Below are 18,014 nucleotides of genomic sequence, written 5' to 3'. Positions count from 1 at the left end.
CTAAAAATAGAACAGTTAACAAGAATATTTAAGCGATAAGCTGGGTTCTGGTCTATAAAGCGAACGTCCAATCATAAAGAAGCAGCAGTAAAGCTAGGCTTTATCAGCGACTTAATTACGTTGGTCTATCAATTTGCGCAAAGCTAGTGCCAGTTAAATCCCTCTAATTATAAAATGACTGGCCGCTAATTACAAATTTATCCCCTAAATAGTGGTTATTAGAGATTAAATAACAAAAAGCTGGCTATTAGTAAGATGAATTCATTAGTATTACTCAATCAAAATAATTCGTCGCATTAAGCCAATTTGTCGGTTACGCATACTCTGTCTGTTTTATAGTATAGCGCCTTACAGATTAAAATGGCTTATCTTAGCAAAAACACTGTAATATTATAATGTTAATGATAATCATTACTTTAGTATTAGCATGATGCTTTACAGCCAAATTACTAAGCAGACATATTTTGATACAAAGTTTACAGCCGCTAATGACGACTACAGCACCCCTATTACAGACATTACTGCTAAAAGTCTTTTCAAAACTTAGCTAATAACTGCTAATATAGCCTGCATCTTAAATGGGTTAAATTTATTTAACCCTTTAACTGTTTTACCGTTTGATTAGTGATGACGCGAGGGTGTGCGTCGATATATTTTTATTCTAACAAGTTAAAAAATGGAGAGCAATTTATGGCTGACAACAATGCCAAACTAACCGTAAATGGTGAAGAATACGAACTTCCTATTATTGAAGGTACTTTAGGGCCGTCAGTTATCGAAGTTGCTGCTTTTCAAAAAGCGGGCTACTGGACCTACGATCCAGGTTTTATGGCAACTGCGCCTGTTGAGTCAAAAATCACCTTCATTGATGGCGGTAAAGGCGAGCTGTTGCATCGCGGCTATCCTATCGATGAGCTTGCAAATAATGCTGAATACTTAGAAGTGGCGTATGCGCTGATTCATGGTGATTTACCAAACGCTGAGCAAAAAGCGGATTTCTATGAAAAAATCCGTAAGCATACTGGCGTTCATGACCAATTACGCAAATTCTTTGAAGGCTTCCGCCGTGACGCCCATCCTATGGCTATTATGGTTGGTGTCGTTGGTGCTTTATCAGCTTTCTATCATGAAAATCTGGATGTGAGCAATGAAGAGCATCGTGAAATCACCGCTATTCGCCTAATCGCTAAAATGCCAACGCTTGCGGCCATGAGTTATAAATACTCACAGGGCGAACCGTTCATGTATCCACGTAATGATTTCAATTATGCGGAAAACTTCTTATACATGATGTTTGCAACGCCTGCTGATGTTGACTACAAAACCAATGACGTTATCACCCGTGCAATGGACAAAATCTTTACCTTGCATGCTGATCACGAACAAAATGCTTCAACGTCTACCGTACGTCTAGCGGGTTCTACTGGCGCAAATCCTTACGCTTGTATCGCTGCGGGTATTGCGGCCCTTTGGGGACCATCGCATGGCGGCGCCAATGAAGCCGTACTCACTATGTTAGATGAAATTGGTACAGTTGAAAACGTACCAGCATTCATGGAAAAAGTGAAAAGCCGTGAAGTGAAATTGATGGGCTTTGGTCACCGTGTTTACAAAAACTTTGACCCACGCGCACAAGTGATGAAAGAGACTTGTGACGAAGTCCTAGGCGCATTGGGTATCAATGATCCTAAGCTTGAGCTTGCCATGGCACTTGAGAAAATCGCTTTAGAAGACCCGTTCTTCGTTGAGCGTAACTTGTATCCAAACGTTGATTTTTACTCTGGCATTATCCTTAAAGCCATCGGTATCCCAACGTCAATGTTTACTGTTATCTTCTCATTGGCACGTACCTCTGGTTGGATTAGCCATTGGCTTGAGATGCACAGCGCACCGTTCAAAATCGGTCGTCCACGTCAGTTATATACTGGTGAGACAAAACGCGAATTCGTTAAAGTCGAAGACCGCAAGTAGTCAGTCTTTTGTTTTAAAAGTATAAAAGTTAGACAGATAAAAATCCCGCTATCGTAGCGGGATTTTTTTGGTTTGCCTTTAATAAGAGGCATTAAGCAAAACAGCTTTAATACTCTAAACTTATAACGCTTTACTGAAACTCTTTTAACGTTTGCTCGTATTTGGCAATTTGTTCATCATAGCCTTTAATGGTTTCGTTAAATTTCGCCATCAGCGTTTCAAACTCTTGCTGCTGGGTGATTTTCATCTGCTGCATATCAATGACTTGCTGGGCTTCTATTTGCTCCCAAACTTGATGCTGAATAATCAAACGCGCCAGCGCTGGACTTTTTGCACTAAGTCTACCGGCGATTTCTGCATGTTCGAATACCTGCGGCACCAAAGTCGCAATATTAATCAAGGTATCAACATCTTCCGCACTAAGCGGCGTGGTCACAGGTTGATAAAGGGTTTCCATCGCTTGCTGATAGCTTTCTATAATCTGCTCATCCGTCAACATCACTGGTTTACGCGGCTCAAGGCTAATACGCTTAAGCACCGTTAAATCGCGCTCGCCAACTTCCGTACTGGTATTGATATCAGTCTCTGCAGTAGCATCAATATCAGAGTTACTACTAGCACCAGAATCACCATTACTATTAGCCGTGGCAACTGCTGCTGAATCCGTAGCAGTTGGTTTTGCTATTTGCTCAGAATCTGTATTATTTGCAACTGGATTAGCGGTATTAGACGGCTTAGCATTGTCTACTGACACAGCAGTTGTACTATCAGGTAACAAATCATTGCCACTGTCTGACGCATCTGCCGCTTGTAGCGATTCATACTCTGCTTGCAAACGCTGTTGCAGTCCTTTCGCTTGCGCAAGATACAAAGGCTGGAACTGCTCTATACGGGCAGCAGCCGAATCGCTTTTGCGCATAGGTTGACTGTCCTCTGCAGTTGTTTGCTCGCTGGTCTGGTTGGTATCAGGTATTGGCTCTTCTGTTTGCTGCTGACAACCGCTCACTAACAATACGCCAGTCAATGTCGCCGCAAGCAATGTTGGTGCTTTATAAGGGCGAATCATCGCTTTATTGATAGAGCGACGACGGGTATCAGTGTCAATGTCAGGTTTTACTGGTAAGAGTTTAAACATCCGAATTTATATCCTTGTTAAAAGCAGAAAAAGTAAAAGCCAACGTGATAACACTATCCATGAATGATGATATTTCTAGAAGCGCTATTAAGTCAATTGAGTGATAAAGTCTTGAGCTTTTTATTACCATGTTTTTTATTATAATTCCTGTTGCTACCGTCTTCCCTCTCTACTTATTTTGTTTATATATTAACTGTACATAATGAGAGAAAGCTTAAGCCATCATATAAATATTCAAGCATAATAGAAAGATTAAACTTTCAACGAGCGGTGACTGTCATGCTCGCTATCAAGCGTTTGCTCCTTTAAAAATGGAATACAAGTTTCAAAATCACGACAGTCATGACCATGATGACGACGGACAAAATAGTCTTGCACCATACGTGCCTGCTGTTCAATGCCATAGTTAAAAAAGGACTTGCCTGCTTCAAGTACATAATCATAACGGCGATTGATGATAGCGCCGCGTACGACTTTAAGACCTTGCTGCAATTGCCAAACGTGGGTCAATTCATGGATAAGCCAGCTTTGCTTACCCAAGGAACACTGGCTAAAATCCGTGACCCAGTCGGCCGGATGGAAATAAATATTGCCATTAGGACTGACAGCATAATGCTTTAGTACCCACCACGCCGTCTTAAGCTGCACACCATCAAGCTTAAGGCTGTCACCGAACACTGAGCGTGCCAGTGCTATCTCTCCCTCAGTCAGCTGGCGTGACTGTTGCTTTGGGCCTTTAGCAGCTGTAGAGGACTTAAATAAGCGCTTGAAAGTCGACTGCGACATAATTACTGTCTTACCTTATATTCAAAAACTGAGCATTTATAGATGCTATTTTATAAGCACTATTTTTTATAGAACTATTAAGCCTTTAATAGGGCTAAAAACTTAAAAAATAAAGCCTATAAGACATAAGCTGTACACTTAGCTGACTTTTATTAACGTAAATCTGCGTTAGCCTAGCTAGAACGACATGAGTCATTGTTTTTAGCGTTAAGCTTAAAATAAAGACACACCCTAATAAGAATTAAAAATATTTAATTGATAATAGAGACCTTTATGCCACCTAATTTTCATGCTGATACGCCCCTTGCTCAGCGTATGCGCCCTGCAACCCTTGATGCCATTATCGGTCAAGAGCACTTATTAGCAGCGGGTGCACCGTTACGGCGCTTGGTCGAACAAGGACATTTGCCATCGATTATTTTGCATGGCGAAGCGGGCATCGGTAAAACCACCATCGCGATGCTGTTGGCTGATGCCGTTGGCCGACCTTTTCATGCGTTATCAGCATTAAATACTGGCGTTAAGCAATTACGTGAGGTGTTAGATACCAAGGATTCGTTAAGCTTTGAGTCGCCGGTGGTGTTTATCGATGAGATTCATCGTTTTAATAAAGCCCAGCAAGATGCCTTACTTGGCGCAGTAGAGTCAGGTGATATTACTTTAATTGGGGCGACAACCGAAAATCCGTCATTTAGTGTAAATAACGCGCTATTATCACGCTGCCAAGTTTATCGTCTAGAGCCGCTGACGCCTGAACAAATCAGTGCCGTATTACAGCGCGCGCTTTTAGAAGATAATATTCTCAAAAATTTAACCGTTGATTTACAGGCGCAACAAACGATAAGCCAGTTGGCGCATGGTGATGCTAGAAAAGCGCTCAATTTATTAGAGCTTGCGATTCAAACGGCTGACCCTAAGCAATCACCGATTCTCATTGATGATGAATTGGTCGCCCGTGTCGCCCAAACTGCGCTCGTGCGCTACGATAAAGATGGCGAGCAGCATTACGATATTATCTCTGCCATGATAAAATCCGTACGCGGCTCCGACCCTGATGCGGCGCTATATTGGATGGCGCGGATGTTGGTTGGCGGTGAGCCTGCCGATTTTATTGCGCGGCGCTTGGTGATTTTGGCCAGCGAAGATATTGGTAATGCCAATCCTAATGCCCTACTCCTCGCGGATGCAGCATTGCGTAGTGTGCAATCGATTGGTATGCCAGAAGCGCGTATTATCTTAGGGCAAGTGGTGGTGTATCTGGCGACCAGCGCCAAAAGTAATAGTACTTATAAAGCCATTAATGCGGCGATGACACTCGCTGAAAAAGACGCCTCGCCTGTGCCGCTACATTTGCGTAATGGCGTGACCAAACTGATGCGCAATCAAGGTTATGGTCAAGGCTACGCTTATCCGCACGACTATCCCAACCACTATTATCCGCAAAGCTATTTGCCCGATAATTTAGTCGGGACACGTTTTTATAAATTTGCTGACAATCAGCGCGAGCAACACAGTAAGCAGTTTATGGACTGGCTAAAGGGTCAAGCGGCCAGTAACGAATAAAGGCTATGCGTTTGCATCATTGATAATACTTATGATTATTTTTAACCTATTAACTGACATATTGGCAAGATGACGCAGCACGTTGGGGTGAAAAGCGTTAAAATGTCCTCATAATGATATATACAAACCAGTTGATCGGAAAACTTTATAGCAGATTGCTTCTATTTATGTGGCTCTTATCAAAGCATGATTTGCTTTACCGCAACAGTGTTTCTGTCAATCTACTGCTACAATAGGCAGATGATGATTTATATCCCTAATTAAACCTATCTATAAATAATAAAATATTGAGACTTCCTATGAGTTTAAATACGATTCCTGAGATTATCGAAGATATTCGTGCTGGAAAAATGGTCATCTTAATGGATGACGAAGATCGCGAAAACGAAGGCGATATCATTATGGCAGCGACCCATGTGCGCCCTGATGATATTAACTTTATGATTACCCATGCGCGCGGTTTGGTTTGTTTAACCTTGTCAGAAGCACGCTGTCAGCAGCTGGCATTGCCACTGATGTCAGACCGCAATGAGGCAAAATTTAGTACCAACTTTACCGTGTCTATTGAAGCCGCTGAAGGCGTGACGACAGGTATTTCTGCCGCTGACCGTGCGCGCACCATTCAAGCAGCGGTGTCTTCTTCAGCAAAACCAGAAGATATCGTCCAGCCTGGGCATATTTTCCCAATTATGGCTCAAAATGGCGGTGTTCTTCATCGTGCCGGTCATACAGAAGCGGGTTGTGATTTGGCGCGCCTAGCAGGTCTGGAGCCAGCAGCGGTTATCGTTGAAATCATCAATGATGATGGGACGATGGCGCGCCGTGATGACCTTGAGATATTTGCCAAAGAGCATGGTATTAAAATCGGTACGATTGCAGACTTAATTAACTATCGCATTGCCAATGAGCAAACGGTCGAAGAAATTGAGTCACATCCGTTTGAAACAGAATATGGTACTTTCACGCTGCATCGTTTCCGCGAGTTTGGCGCTGACGAAACTCATTTAGCCTTGGTAAAAGGCGATGTGAGCGAAGGCGTGAGTACCGTTCGTGTCCATGGTTTTCATCCATTACGCGACTTATTTGCCGCTAAAAATGACACCACTGGTCGTAGCGGCTGGAGCGTACGTTCGGCATTAGAAGAAATACAAGAATCAGAACGCGGCGTGCTGGTTTGGATTGGCAACCATCAGCCGATTGATTTAGGAGAAGCGCTTGATAAAGCCGCTGAAAATCAATCAATCTCAACCATTGCGCAGCAGCCGTATCGCAGTATTGGGGTTGGCGCACAGATTTTACGCCATTTAGGGGTTCGTGATATGCGTTTACTGTCATCACCGATGAAGTTTTATGCCTTGTCAGGGTTTGAATTGAACGTCGTTGACTTTGTTCACGCACCTAAGCAAAAATAAAGACCCACCGTAAAAGCAAGCAGTAGAAATAGAAAAGAAGGCACGCTAATGATTAGCGTGCCTTTTTTTATGAGTTTTTTATTGAGGAGGTTTATTTTACCGGTATCATTTTAGTAGCATTTATAACTTACTAAATAAGCCGACTTTTTAAAGTTTTTAAAGCTCGGGCGTATGGCCAACGCTTGCTTCTAATGCCACTAAGCGCTCACGCTCCTCATTGGTCCAAGGCAACTTATCCTTGCCATCACTGTCTAAACGGACAATGACCGCATCAGCGGTTGCGACAATCACCTTTTGAGCGCAGCTATAATAGCTATACTCGATTACTATGCTGGTATTACCCAAACGCTGACAACGCACGCCTAATAATAAGGTATCGGGATAAGTGACAGGGCGTAGATATTGGCAACTTGATTGCGCTAAGACCGTGACCATGCTGCCATCAAACATGCCAAGCGCCTGCAAATAGCCAATCCGTGCTGACTCCGCATAGCGATAAAACACTACATTATTTAGATGGTTAAAGGCATCCATCTCACCCCAATGGATTGGCTGATGATGAATAATTGGATAGTGTGCCAACTCGTCAGGACGGGCATTACTTAAACTTTCATTACTTAACGCTGTATTTTTCTCAAAACTATTCATCACTAGCTTTCTCTTGTTTTTATCTTATAGAGTTTTAAAAACCACCATTAACGTTTAGGCTTATCCAAAATTTGCTTGGTTAATAATGGCGTTGGTTTTGGCGCATTGGTAATCAATCGATCTAGCCAGTCTATAACCTCGGTAATGTCATTAGGAGACGATTTGGTTTGTACCTTATTTTTATCTTTAGTAGAGGTCGTACTATTCGCTGTTGGAGAGGTTTTATTATTGGTAGATATTGTTTTTGGCGTTGACTTTTGTGGTACTAGGGTTTGTAGCTGTTTGCGCGCTTGACGCAGATAGCCGACCAATTGCTCTTTTTCACGCATATTGCTGGCTTGGGTGGCGAGATTTAAGGTCATAATGACTTCGTGAATCATAAGCTGGCGGCGCGTTAAGCTCATATTATTATCAAGGTTTTGAGTCAAATCGCTACCATTAGCAGGATGTTCACGCTCGTAACTATGTAAAAACTCTTGGATATTTTGAATGGCTATGTTTTGTAGCTGCCACGGACTCGGCTGCGAGCTTCTTGCCTGCAGGCGCTCGATATCCTTTGCCAAGCTTTGTTTAATCACCACGGTCAGCGCTGGGGCAATCTCATTACTGCTTTGGGACAGCTGCCAATGCAGGCCACGTAATAATTCAATCGCTGCACTTTCGTTATTGTCTGCCAATAATCTATCAGCCGCTTGTATTTGAATACGTAATAAATCGAGCTGGTTTTGGGCTTGGCTACTGGCGGCAGTACGCGGTGCTGGCAAGGTTTGCTGACTCATCGCAAAAATGCGATCGTCCATCTCATTGAGGCGACTGACCACTTGCTCATTGCTTTGCAAGCGCTCATTGACATTATGCTCAAAACGCTGCTGACTAATATAAAGCCACAGTAAAGCGGCGATAAGCAATAAAATCATTAACCATTGCAGGCGCACCAAAAACATATTTGCTTGCCGGCGCTGCTGAATAGCAGAAGGTTCCTGAGATAACGATTCAGAATTCATGGACATAAGGCAGCACCGTTAGTGATTGATAATTTTTAAGCAAATATAAAATAAGTAGATTAATAAAAGTCTGTGTTCTTGCTTACTCTGTTTTCTTACTTACATTGGATCCACTATTGGCGAATGGATTGCTGCAAGGATAGTGGCCGGCGCCAAATCTTCCACCCGCCAATAGCTTAACTGCTGACGCGCGACCATATTGGCTAAGCGCTCGCCTAATACCACGTAAGCAAAATTATTAAGCTTTAGTGGTGGATTGGCTATTTTGTCTTTATTTGACTCTGAAGCTTTTGCGGCAACTGCCTTAACAATCCCTTCCCAATGCTCAAACGCCGTGCCACTACTGACAATCACAATAGGCTTTGGCTCTGCTGTTGATGTTGCTTGCTGCTTAGACTGCTGCGCAAGAAACTGCGTTTGCCATTGCTCATACTGCGTCATAGCATCGGCAGGCATTTTGCGCTCATACCAAGCGATGCTATCGATATGGACGCCGCGCGCCTGTAAGGTATCGACCAATAAGCGTCGCCCACCAAGCCCGCGCCATACCAAGAGCTTATCGCCAGCTTGGAGACTGTCAATTTCAGGCATGGCTAGCATACCTTCGTTATTAGCAATTAACGGCTGCAATACTTGATAGCTTGATGCAGCCAACTTTGCATCATTTAACACTGCCGCAGTCGCTTCCCCAACCGCTATCAGATGGCTTGGCGCTTTTAAACCTGTAAACCCTGTCTCTTTTTGCTGACTAGCATTTTCGCTAGATTTTTGAGCATGGCGTTCATGCTCAAGTGCTTGCCAAACAGACAGCCCTGAAGCTGCTGCTGTCGGGCTCACGATAACGAGTGCTTGATAGTCACCTGCAAACCATTGGCGCATCAATCCCATATCCTGCTCGGTAGTTGGATGCGCCTCTAAGGTCAACATCGGCATATCAATCACTGACATCCCTGCCGCTTGTAAATGCTCGGTCAGCGGTGCGGCACGCTCGACTGGGCGCGTATTGATGACGACCTGCGGCAGCAATACTGGCTTATCAATAGGTTGATTGGAATCAGTGGACTTCGGTGATGACCAAGACATAAACATACCGTGACAAAAGGCTTAGGAAGAAAGGACGCTTAATCATAGAGCCATCTAAGTAAAGATAGCGCTATGATTGAGATGACAATAATAGTTAAACATTATTAAATATAGGTGCTATTTAGGATTATAAATGGCGGATAAAATATCGCCAGCACCTATTTCTAGTAGCATTTCAGCAACTTCAATACCTAGCTGGTTGGCTTGCGCTTCTTGCTCAGCTTGGCTGCCCGTTAAGGTCAGGCGTTTATCAGCTTTGAGCAGCTCGCTACCGTCTTCTTGACCGACGCGGCCACGTAGCCATAAGCTATCACCGGCATCATTATTGCCGTTTTGGCCATTATTTTTGCTACTGTTTTGGCTATCGTTATCATCGTCTGCATCAGCCATTTGTAAGACTGCATAAGCCGCAATCGGTACTTGGCAGCCACCTTGTAAATGGCGATTTAGCGCGCGCTCAGCGATGAGGCGGATACGAGCTTTGTCATCATTTAACGGTGCTAGTAATTTTAGAACCTCATCATCGCCTTCACGGCATTCAATCGCTAGAGCACCTTGTCCGACCGCTGGCAAGCAAATATCAATATCCAACTCACTGCGAATGCGCTCATCAAGTTCAATACGCTGCAAACCACTGGTGGCCAAAATAATGGCGTCATACTCGCCCGCATCAAGCTTCCCTAAGCGCGTACCGACGTTGCCGCGCAGGGTTTTAATTTGCAAATCGGGACGATAAGCCTTGATTTGGCATTGGCGACGTAAGCTTGCGGTACCGACTACCGCACCTTGTGGCAACTCATCGATACTATGATAAGTGTTAGAAACAAAGGCGTCAGTTGGCGAGGCACGTTTACAATAGACACCCAGCGTCAAGCCTTCTGGCAATTCCATCGGTACATCTTTTAAAGAATGCACCGCAATATCAGCCTGCTTGTCATACAACGCTTGCTCAAGCTCTTTAACGAACAAGCCCTTGCCGCCAATTTTCGCCAGCGGCGTATCTAAAATCTTATCCCCTTTAGTGACAATCTTTAGCAGGTTAATCGTCATCTCAGGATACAGCGCCAGTAGGCGGTCACGGATATGCTCAGCTTGCCATAATGCCAATGGGCTTTGGCGGGTGGCGATATTTAAGGTAGTCAAAGCAGGTGGCTGCATGGTGCTCATAAAAGGCCTCAATAAGTTCGATACTAGAATGTCAGTGCGCAACAATAATGCAAATTTGGCACCCAAAACGGGGGCTACCAACGATATATAAAGCAGAATGATGCAAAAAAATACCCCTATTTAAGCATAAATAAGGGTTTGATGATATGGCATGATTATGTCAACAGCATGAAGCCCTTATCACTACATGCTTTGAATCTTTTCACGGAGTGCCGGTAGATGGCGACGACTGACTGCTAGCGTCTCATCAATCCCTTTAAAGTGTAATTGAAACTGTCCTGCATCTAAGGCTTCTAAAAAATCTAGATATTTGATATTGATAATCGCGTTACGATGCACGCGAAAAAGCCTGTCTTCAAATTCTTGCTCAAGCTCTTTTAGGGTGTCATCAATGAGGACAACGCCTTCTTTATGGCGCACTTTGACGTATTTTTGATCGGCAGTAAAGTAGTAGATATCTTTGAGCTCAATCAGCTCAACCCCTCGGTGGGTACGCGCTGCGATATGTTCACGCACTGGACGGGCGGTCGGGTTTTGAAGTTTGCGAATCTCATTTAATTGCGCGGCATTGAGATTGGTGGCTTTATGCAGTGCTTCTAGTAGCTCATCTTTATTGGCAGGCTTTAATAAATAACCGATGGCATTGGCTTTTAACGCTGCAATCGCATAATGGTCGTAAGCCGTTACAAAGATGATGGCGGGTGGATGATTCAGCTTCGCAAGCTCTTGGGCACACTCAACCCCATCCATCTCAGGCATGCGAATATCGAGCAGTATGATGTCCGGCTGCTGAGATTTTACGGCAATAATGGCCTCGATGCCCGTCTTTGCTTGGGCAACCACCTCATGACCTGATTCTTGGACAATCCTAACCAAACGTTCACGGGCTAATGGCTCATCATCACAAACAACGATCCGCATGCAAACTCCTTTATAAGTGCAGACTTAACAATCTTTAATAGTATTTATCATATATCAGCATTTATTAGGATTTATCATTATTTAAAGCTCACCACTTAGCAAAAACTACCATACGCCTTTTAGCAAAGGCAATGCACCTTACTTCAGTTATAAACCAACCGCCCCATTTCTGCAAGCCACCAATAGCGCTTGAGCGTTTCAACGCCATTTTTAGCATTTAAGCACTGCTAGTATTTAAACAGTAGTCATATTTAAGCATTGGTAAGCGTTAAGTACTGTTGATTTTAAAAACTGATAATTTTAAAAACTGACAATCATCAACAATATGATAAACAGTGCAATAAATATGCCACGCTACCCGCCTACGATTGCTGGTTTATTATTACTAGCCAAAGAAAGCGCTTTAAAGAGCAAAGATTATAAACTGACATCTTGTAGCGGGTAATGAATAATAGTAATAATTTGTTTACTCGTCACGCGGCTTTGGATATCAGCGCTGTCACCAAAATAAGCTCGCAGACGTTCCGCCTGAATATAAAAATCCATATGCTGGCGTAAGTCATGGTTAATCATCAAGGTTTTTTTAGGCAACTGCACGCTAATGGTAATCTCAACGCGATGCTGCAGCCAACTGACTTTAATATCGATATAAATGGTATCGGTGGTCATTTCAACCACATTGAGCAGCATTTTTTCAATCACGCTTTGTAAAGTCAAAGCAGTGATAACCATATCATACATCACATCTTCGTCAGGTAGCCGCCAGTTTACTTCCAGTTTGTCCTCCAAGCGGATGGATTCGATGGCCAAATAATGCTCGCAAAGGGCAATCTCTTCTTCAAAACTAATCTCACGCGCACCATTAAAACTGGCTCGGAATAACGCTGAAACGTGCTGCAACAAATAAGCAGCGCGGGTTGGGTTGGTTTCAATCAGCGACATCAGCGTATTAATGGTATTAAAAAAGAAATGCGGCGCTAAGCGAGCTTTTAAGATATCGTTTTGGGCGCTCAATTTTTGCTCAAATGATTGCTTCAGCGCATTCAGCTCACGGTAGCGCCGTAAAAAAACCAGCAAAGTGGCAATAGTAAAACCGGCGGTAATAACGGTATTAAACACCACCGTTGAGACAAAGACGCGAATACTATAATCAAACCATCCAAAATTTATCATAATCAGCAGGACCAACATCATGGTCACTGCTGTGGCGCTCGTTAAGATAAGCAAGACATACATGCTGGCTGTTGATACGCTTAAACGCTTTAATATAGGGCGCAGATAATCAATTAAATAAAAAGAAGGTATCAAGGTTAAGCTGGTTTGGATAAACCTTGCGATAAACTTGATGATAAATTGGGATTGGTTGGCCACACTATGGCGATCGACTATCGCTACAAACAGCGACCAAAAAAAGATTGCCAGCAGCCACTGCCAAGCCTTCATGACTTCCATGAGCTTGGGCATAAAAAACTCTAAGCGCTCCGCTAGTAAGGCAACCTCATCATTTGCTATACTTGAGTTCTTATTCTCTTGACTTGTCTTGTACCGATATGAACGCCAATTCTTCAAATAGTAATAATCCCGATTCAAATAAAAATGCAGCTGTTTCTGATTCTAGCACAGAAGCTTCGCTAACAAATACTGCCGCAGCGCAAAGCCCTACCAGTAGTCAGGGTCAGCAGATGTGGGGCGGTCGCTTTAGTGAAGCGACGGACAGCTTTGTCGCCGCCTTTACCGCTTCTGTCGGCTTTGACCAACGCTTCGCCCGCCATGATATTCAAGGCTCAATTGCGCACGCCACCATGCTTAAAGAGTGTGGCATCTTAAGCGCTGACGACGTTGCAACCATTATCGATGGTCTACAACAAGTGTTACGCGAGATTGAAGCGGGCGAGTTTAACTGGTCTATCGCGCTTGAAGACGTGCACATGAACGTCGAATCACGCTTGACTGATATTGTCGGCGCGGTAGGGAAAAAATTGCATACTGGCCGTAGCCGTAACGATCAGGTTGCGACCGATATTCGTCTTTGGTTGCGTGAAGAAACCGACAATATCATCGCCCTATTGGTACGTTTGCAAAGCGGCTTGTTAGATTTGGCGGAGCAGCATACCGATACCATCATGCCAGGTTTTACCCATCTGCAAACCGCGCAGCCCGTCAGCTTCGGTCATCACGTGATGGCATGGTTTGAGATGTTATATCGCGATACTGAACGTCTTGTCGATGCGCGCCGCCGTATCAATCAGATGCCGCTTGGTAGCGCCGCCCTTGCTGGTACGACTTTCCCAATTGATCGCACCATCACTGCCAAATTACTAGGTTTTGAAGGCATTTGCCAAAACTCACTCGATGCCGTATCAGACCGTGATTTTGCTATTGAGTTTACCTCAGCGGCTTCTATCTTGATGATGCATATGTCACGTATGAGTGAAGAGATTATCCTATGGATGTCAGCGCAATTTAACTTTGTGCAAATACCAGATCGCTTCTGTACTGGCTCATCTATTATGCCGCAAAAGAAAAACCCTGATGTACCAGAACTGGTACGTGGTAAAGCGGCGCGTGTCTTTGGTCAATTGATGACATTGTTAAGCCTGATGAAAAGTCAGCCACTTGCTTATAATAAAGACAATCAAGAAGACAAAGAGCCGCTATTTGATTGCGTTGACACCTTAACGGGTTCGCTATTAGCATTTGCTGATATGCTACCGAACATCACACCAAATAAAGAAAATATGCGTGCAGCCACCATGAAAGGCTATGCAACAGCCACCGATTTGGCTGACTACCTTGTACGCCGCGGTGTGGCTTTCCGTGATGCCCATGAAGTGGTCGGCAATGCCGTCGCTTTAGGCATTAAAGAAGGCGTTGATTTAAGTGACTTGTCTTTAGCGCAATTGCAGCAGTTTAGCGATGCGATTGGCGATGATGTTTTTGAGTATCTAACGCTAGAAGGTTCATTGGCCGCCCGTGACCATTTAGGTGGTACCGCGCCAAATCAGGTTAAACAAGCAGTCGTTAATGGTCGTGCGCGCTTAAAAGTATTTGCGTAAAGCTAGCAGCGCCATAAAAGGTTTAATTACAGTACTAATCCCTGCATAAAAATACCCGCATCAATCGCGGGTATTTTTATGCAGATAGTTTTATAAATATGTTTTTATAAATATCGTTATGAACATCAGTAACTATATGGGCTGTTACCTTCTCTACACCTGATATCCTTGGCTAAATCTTAGAAGACCGTTATCATAGGTCAATACCAATATTGCACTTAATAATTTAATACCATTAACTAATAAGGATTGCTTTATGACTGAGACTTTTAATCCGCAAGCCAATACCGTCTTTTGCCGCAAATATAAGCAAGAATTACCAAAAATGCCGCATCCACCTTTTCCTAATAAAAAGGGTCAAGAGCTGCAAGAAACCGTCTCGGACAAAGCATGGAAAGAGTGGCTTGAGCAGCAAACCATGCTGATTAACGAAAACCATCTCAGCATGCTAGACCCTGCAGCCAAAAAGTTCTTAACCGAGCAACGTGAGAAGTTCTTAGATAACGAAGACTACGAGCGTGCGCAGGGCTGGACACCAGAAAAATAATGCGCATGATGGTTGTTATTAATCAAAAGAAACTGTCATTAATCAAAAAGATTGTCATTGATTAAAAGACAGTTATTAAATTAAAAATATCAAAACTGCCTCTCAACTAACAAACGGCAAATGACTAGGCAGCACCCTTATAGTTTGTTAGTATGAGACTGATTTACAACACTGACAGACTCGGGGTGCGGTGTATGACAAGCTTACTTTATAAGCTTTTTAATACATTCGCTGAGAGATCACCCGCCGAACCTGATGCGGTTAGTACCGACGCAGGGAAGTCTTAAGCCTATGTTATATATGAACAAAGGGCGCGCAGAAATGCCTTTTTATTATTGCCGATATCTTATGTCTGACAGCGTTTTTACGCTGCTGTATGGCAATCAATAAAAAGCTGCGCCTACCAATCATTTAAAAACGGCATTAGATTGAGTTTCAATGAAAGTTTAATTTAATCATAGTGCATGCGTTTGATGATTGAATTTGTCTGTCTTGCATAGTCTTGCCCCGCAGCTACTGGCGGTGTTGCTTTTATTCAAAAACCAACACGCTAGGACAGCATATGACTACTTCAGATTTACAAACAGCCCAAACCCCTTCGACCCCTGTTACTTAAACTGTTGATAAAAAAGCCGACGCCCTAAAAACGCCTGCCCATCGCAACCAAAAAGATGCGCGTTTCGAAGAAGACGCTCGCGACTTACACCGTGTATTACCCGCTTCTAGAAAAGTCTATATCGAAGGTTCAAGACCCGATATCCAAGTGCCGATGCGTGAGATTAGCTTAGCAGATACCCCTGTTGGCGGCGCTGGCGCTAATGAAGGCGAGCACAATCCTCCATTTTATGTCTATGACACCTCAGGCGTTTATACCGATCCCAATGTCGATATCGACTTGACCAAAGGTTTGCCTAAATTGCGCGAAGGTTGGATAGCTGAGCGCGGTGATACCGAACAGTTAGATGGTTTATCAAGCTCATATGGACAAGCACGCGCTCGTGATATTAGTACTGCTAACTTAAGATTTGCTCATATTGATAAGCCGCGCCGTGCTAAAGATATCAATGGCAAAGCTGGTAACGTCACACAAATGTACTATGCACGCCGCGGCATCATCACTCCTGAGATGGAATATATCGCCATTCGCGAAACGCAAAAGCAGCACGAACTGACCGATATGCGCCAACACGAAGGCGAAAGCTTTGGTGCCAATACGCCAAAAATTATCACCCCTGAATTTGTCCGTGATGAAGTGGCTGCTGGTCGCGCAATTATTCCTAATAACATCAATCATCCTGAATCCGAGCCGATGATTATCGGGCGTAATTTCTTAGTCAAAATTAATGCCAATATCGGTAACTCAGCGCTAGGTTCTTCTATCGATGAAGAAGTGTCAAAAATGACGTGGGCAACGCGCTGGGGCGCAGATACCATCATGGATTTATCGACGGGTAATCATATTCACGAGACCCGTGAATGGTTAATTCGTAACTCGCCAGTACCAATCGGTACCGTACCGATTTATCAAGCACTAGAAAAAGTCGATGGCGTTGCAGAAGACCTGACATGGGAGATATTCCGCGACACGCTTATCGAGCAAGCGGAACAAGGCGTTGATTACTTTACTATTCACGCCGGCGTGCTGCTACGCTACGTACCGCTAACGGCTGGACGCTTGACTGGTATTGTCTCGCGTGGCGGCTCTATCATGGCGCAGTGGTGCCTTGCCCATCATAAAGAAAGCTTTTTATACACCCACTTTGAAGATATCTGCGAGATTATGAAGCAGTATGACGTGGCATTTAGCTTAGGTGATGGTCTGCGCCCGGGCTGTTTACAAGATGCCAATGACGAAGCGCAATTTGGCGAGCTGCGTACCCTTGGCGAGCTAACTAAAGTCGCTTGGAAGCATGATGTACAGGTGATGATTGAAGGTCCTGGACATGTGGCGATGAACCGTATCAAAGAAAATATGGACTTGCAGCTTGAGCTATGCGCCGATGCCCCTTTTTATACATTAGGGCCTTTGACGACTGACATTGCTCCCGGTTATGACCATATTACCAGCGCCATTGGGGCGGCGATGATTGGTTGGTTCGGTACGGCAATGCTTTGCTATGTCACACCAAAAGAGCACTTGGGTCTGCCTAATAAAAAGGACGTCAAAGACGGCATTATCACTTATAAAATTGCTGCTCATGCTGCTGACCTTGCTAAAGGTCATCCGGGTGCACAGGCGCGTGATAATGCCTTGTCCAAAGCCCGTTTTGAGTTCCGCTGGGATGATCAGTTTAATCTGGCGCTTGATCCTGATACGGCGCGTGAATATCACGACGAAACCTTGCCAAAAGACGCCCATAAATCGGCGCACTTTTGTTCGATGTGTGGACCAAAGTTTTGCTCAATGAAAATCACCCAAAACGTGCGTGAATATGCAGCAGGATTAGATAAAGACGCCGCTAATAAACAAGTCACCCCGCAATCGGGCGACTTAACCCATGCTGGTCATGTCATCAAAGAAGTGGATACTGAGCTGGTTGGACAAGTAGGCGAAGCCAGCCTCAATGAGATTCATAAAGGCATGGCAGAAATGAGCGAAAAATATCATAAAGAAGGTCGTCAGCTATATAAAGAAGTGTAACCGCTTAGCATTAACCTTTAGCTTATAAAAAAAGCGCTACTCATTGGTAGCGCTTTTTTATTTTAAACATACCCTGTTTT

General features: G+C 43.9%; 13 protein-coding genes, 1 pseudogene and 1 riboswitch. Of the genes and pseudogenes, 6 read left to right on the top strand and 8 right to left on the bottom strand.

Going from position 1 to position 18,014, the window contains the following annotated elements; genetic code table 11:
- The first annotated feature begins 690 nt into the window (after positions 1 to 690).
- Entirely contained in the window at positions 691 to 1,971 is a 1,281-nt protein-coding gene (gene gltA, locus JMX94_RS06670; protein ID WP_201564339.1) for a citrate synthase, read from the top strand.
- Positions 1,972 to 2,101: 130 nt separating this feature from the next.
- Here gltA and JMX94_RS06665 read toward each other — a convergent pair whose 3' ends face one another.
- Positions 2,102 to 3,106: an MSCRAMM family adhesin SdrC gene (locus JMX94_RS06665; RefSeq protein ID WP_227673546.1), complete on the bottom strand. Its 1,005-nt coding sequence runs from the start codon at positions 3,104 to 3,106 to the stop codon at positions 2,102 to 2,104.
- A gap of 252 nt (positions 3,107 to 3,358) precedes the next feature.
- Positions 3,359 to 3,892, bottom strand: coding sequence for a type IV secretion protein Rhs (locus tag JMX94_RS06660; protein WP_201564337.1), 534 nt, complete (start codon positions 3,890 to 3,892; stop codon positions 3,359 to 3,361).
- A 273-nt stretch (positions 3,893 to 4,165) separates the two neighbouring features.
- Here JMX94_RS06660 and JMX94_RS06655 point away from each other — a divergent pair, with 273 nt between their 5' ends.
- Positions 4,166 to 5,455 carry a replication-associated recombination protein A gene (locus JMX94_RS06655; RefSeq protein ID WP_201564335.1) on the top strand — a complete coding sequence of 430 codons (1,290 nt, stop codon included), beginning with the start codon at positions 4,166 to 4,168 and terminating at the stop codon, positions 5,453 to 5,455.
- 299 nt (positions 5,456 to 5,754) lie between these two features.
- Positions 5,755 to 6,867 (top strand): bifunctional 3,4-dihydroxy-2-butanone-4-phosphate synthase/GTP cyclohydrolase II, encoded by a 1,113-nt coding sequence (gene ribBA, locus JMX94_RS06650; protein WP_201564333.1) that lies wholly within the window; start codon positions 5,755 to 5,757, stop codon positions 6,865 to 6,867.
- A 156-nt stretch (positions 6,868 to 7,023) separates the two neighbouring features.
- On the opposite strand, the gene JMX94_RS06645 is transcribed toward ribBA, so the two are convergent.
- The 6 genes from JMX94_RS06645 to JMX94_RS06620 form a co-directional block, all read right to left on the bottom strand.
- Positions 7,024 to 7,515: a thioesterase family protein gene (locus tag JMX94_RS06645; RefSeq protein ID WP_201564331.1), complete on the bottom strand. Its 492-nt coding sequence runs from the start codon at positions 7,513 to 7,515 to the stop codon at positions 7,024 to 7,026.
- A gap of 47 nt (positions 7,516 to 7,562) precedes the next feature.
- On the bottom strand, positions 7,563 to 8,525 hold the full coding sequence (locus JMX94_RS06640; protein WP_201564329.1) for a hypothetical protein: 963 nt from the start codon (positions 8,523 to 8,525) through the stop codon (positions 7,563 to 7,565).
- Between the two features lie 93 nt (positions 8,526 to 8,618).
- Positions 8,619 to 9,602, bottom strand: coding sequence for a uroporphyrinogen-III synthase (locus JMX94_RS06635; protein ID WP_201564327.1), 984 nt, complete (start codon positions 9,600 to 9,602; stop codon positions 8,619 to 8,621).
- Positions 9,603 to 9,719: 117 nt separating this feature from the next.
- The gene (gene hemC / locus JMX94_RS06630) at positions 9,720 to 10,769 is read right to left on the bottom strand and encodes a hydroxymethylbilane synthase (RefSeq protein WP_201564325.1); all 1,050 of its coding nucleotides are present in this window, start codon (positions 10,767 to 10,769) and stop codon (positions 9,720 to 9,722) included.
- Between the two features lie 183 nt (positions 10,770 to 10,952).
- Positions 10,953 to 11,690 (bottom strand): LytTR family DNA-binding domain-containing protein, encoded by a 738-nt coding sequence (locus tag JMX94_RS06625; protein WP_201564323.1) that lies wholly within the window; start codon positions 11,688 to 11,690, stop codon positions 10,953 to 10,955.
- Between the two features lie 417 nt (positions 11,691 to 12,107).
- Positions 12,108 to 13,154: a sensor histidine kinase gene (locus tag JMX94_RS06620; protein WP_227673545.1), complete on the bottom strand. Its 1,047-nt coding sequence runs from the start codon at positions 13,152 to 13,154 to the stop codon at positions 12,108 to 12,110.
- A 218-nt stretch (positions 13,155 to 13,372) separates the two neighbouring features.
- Here JMX94_RS06620 and argH point away from each other — a divergent pair, with 218 nt between their 5' ends.
- From argH to thiC, 3 genes and pseudogenes are all read left to right on the top strand, one after another.
- Positions 13,373 to 14,746 (top strand): argininosuccinate lyase, encoded by a 1,374-nt coding sequence (gene argH, locus JMX94_RS06615; protein WP_201564387.1) that lies wholly within the window; start codon positions 13,373 to 13,375, stop codon positions 14,744 to 14,746.
- Between the two features lie 256 nt (positions 14,747 to 15,002).
- The gene (locus JMX94_RS06610) at positions 15,003 to 15,293 is read left to right on the top strand and encodes an oxidative damage protection protein (RefSeq protein WP_201564319.1); all 291 of its coding nucleotides are present in this window, start codon (positions 15,003 to 15,005) and stop codon (positions 15,291 to 15,293) included.
- A gap of 171 nt (positions 15,294 to 15,464) precedes the next feature.
- Positions 15,465 to 15,589, top strand: a riboswitch (TPP riboswitch).
- 377 nt (positions 15,590 to 15,966) lie between these two features.
- A pseudogene (gene thiC, locus JMX94_RS06605) lies at positions 15,967 to 17,934 on the top strand (phosphomethylpyrimidine synthase ThiC); the annotation flags it as partial.
- Positions 17,935 to 18,014 lie beyond the last annotated feature (80 nt).

The sequence above is a fragment of the Psychrobacter sp. CMS30 genome, from assembly GCF_904846565.1.
In the GTDB taxonomy this organism is placed as follows: Bacteria; Pseudomonadota; Gammaproteobacteria; order Pseudomonadales; family Moraxellaceae; genus Psychrobacter; species Psychrobacter maritimus.
This window is presented reverse-complemented; position numbering and strand designations above follow the sequence as displayed.

Excerpts from the sequence above, each read along its gene's own strand:
- JMX94_RS06665 (WP_227673546.1), bottom strand. The coding sequence starts at position 3,106 with ATGTTTAAACTCTTACCAGTAAAACCTGACATTGACACTGATACCCGT.
- JMX94_RS06655 (WP_201564335.1), top strand. The coding sequence starts at position 4,166 with ATGCCACCTAATTTTCATGCTGATACGCCCCTTGCTCAGCGTATGCGC.
- JMX94_RS06645 (WP_201564331.1), bottom strand. The coding sequence starts at position 7,515 with ATGAATAGTTTTGAGAAAAATACAGCGTTAAGTAATGAAAGTTTAAGT.
- ribBA (WP_201564333.1), top strand. The coding sequence starts at position 5,755 with ATGAGTTTAAATACGATTCCTGAGATTATCGAAGATATTCGTGCTGGA.
- JMX94_RS06620 (WP_227673545.1), bottom strand. The coding sequence starts at position 13,154 with ATGCCCAAGCTCATGGAAGTCATGAAGGCTTGGCAGTGGCTGCTGGCA.
- JMX94_RS06660 (WP_201564337.1), bottom strand. The coding sequence starts at position 3,892 with ATGTCGCAGTCGACTTTCAAGCGCTTATTTAAGTCCTCTACAGCTGCT.
- hemC (WP_201564325.1), bottom strand. The coding sequence starts at position 10,769 with ATGAGCACCATGCAGCCACCTGCTTTGACTACCTTAAATATCGCCACC.
- JMX94_RS06610 (WP_201564319.1), top strand. The coding sequence starts at position 15,003 with ATGACTGAGACTTTTAATCCGCAAGCCAATACCGTCTTTTGCCGCAAA.
- argH (WP_201564387.1), top strand. The coding sequence starts at position 13,373 with ATGTGGGGCGGTCGCTTTAGTGAAGCGACGGACAGCTTTGTCGCCGCC.
- JMX94_RS06625 (WP_201564323.1), bottom strand. The coding sequence starts at position 11,690 with ATGCGGATCGTTGTTTGTGATGATGAGCCATTAGCCCGTGAACGTTTG.
- gltA (WP_201564339.1), top strand. The coding sequence starts at position 691 with ATGGCTGACAACAATGCCAAACTAACCGTAAATGGTGAAGAATACGAA.
- JMX94_RS06640 (WP_201564329.1), bottom strand. The coding sequence starts at position 8,525 with ATGTCCATGAATTCTGAATCGTTATCTCAGGAACCTTCTGCTATTCAG.
- JMX94_RS06635 (WP_201564327.1), bottom strand. The coding sequence starts at position 9,602 with ATGTCTTGGTCATCACCGAAGTCCACTGATTCCAATCAACCTATTGAT.